A 743-nucleotide genomic window follows, 5' to 3' on the forward strand; every position below is an offset into this window, starting at 1 on the left:
TTGACGAATTCTTTTAATTGTTGATTAATATTGAAATTTTATTCTATCAACACAGAAATGGATCACAGCCATAAATATACAGCTTATTGTTTAGGTTAACTTAATGCAACTAATAATTAGCTATCTGAACTTTTAAAGTGTCCATTGCCATTGCATGAATTAGAATTTTTTGTAAGGAGCTTGGAATTTTAATTAGTAAAAAAGAAAGACCCTGATTTTATCTGTTACACTCATTTTTAATAGAGAAGTAGTAATAATAAATAATTAATAAAGTTAGATATCTATGACAGCACAATCCAACAACATCGTTGATTTTCAACTTCATACATTAGGCTGGAAAGCATTCCAAGATCTTTCGGTTACCATAATGACGGATATTTTTGGGCACGATGTACAGTCTTTTTTCGATTCACATGATGGTGGTAGAGATGGTGCATATCATGGTGTCTGGATAGATAAACCGAACAAATCTAAATCAGGTTCATTTACTGCTCAATGTAAGTTCACCTCTGATTATAAAGCAGGAATAAAAGTTTCTGATTTAAAAGATGATATAGAAAAAGCAAAAAGGTTGGCTGCAAAAGGTCTTGCTAAGTATTATGTGTTATTCACAAATGCTCAGTTAACGGGGTATCAAGATGAGTCTCTACGTGCAGTTTTTGAAGGTATTGAATCGCCCCGAGTTCATCGGAGACCAGTTTGTTTAAGTCAGGCCACTTTACCTGACTCGTTTAAATTATCAT

The 743-nt window shown here is 32.8% G+C and carries 1 protein-coding gene; it reads left to right on the plus strand.

Features of this window, described 5'->3' with window-relative positions; translation table 11 throughout:
• Window positions 1-283: 283 nt before the first annotated feature.
• On the plus strand, window positions 284-743 hold a 460-nt coding region (locus AAEY57_RS19345; protein WP_350608589.1), incomplete at its 3' end, for a hypothetical protein.

Origin of the sequence: Pseudoalteromonas sp. MER144-MNA-CIBAN-0113 (assembly GCF_040308965.1) — a bacterium.
GTDB classification, from domain to species: domain Bacteria; phylum Pseudomonadota; class Gammaproteobacteria; order Enterobacterales; family Alteromonadaceae; genus Pseudoalteromonas; species Pseudoalteromonas tetraodonis.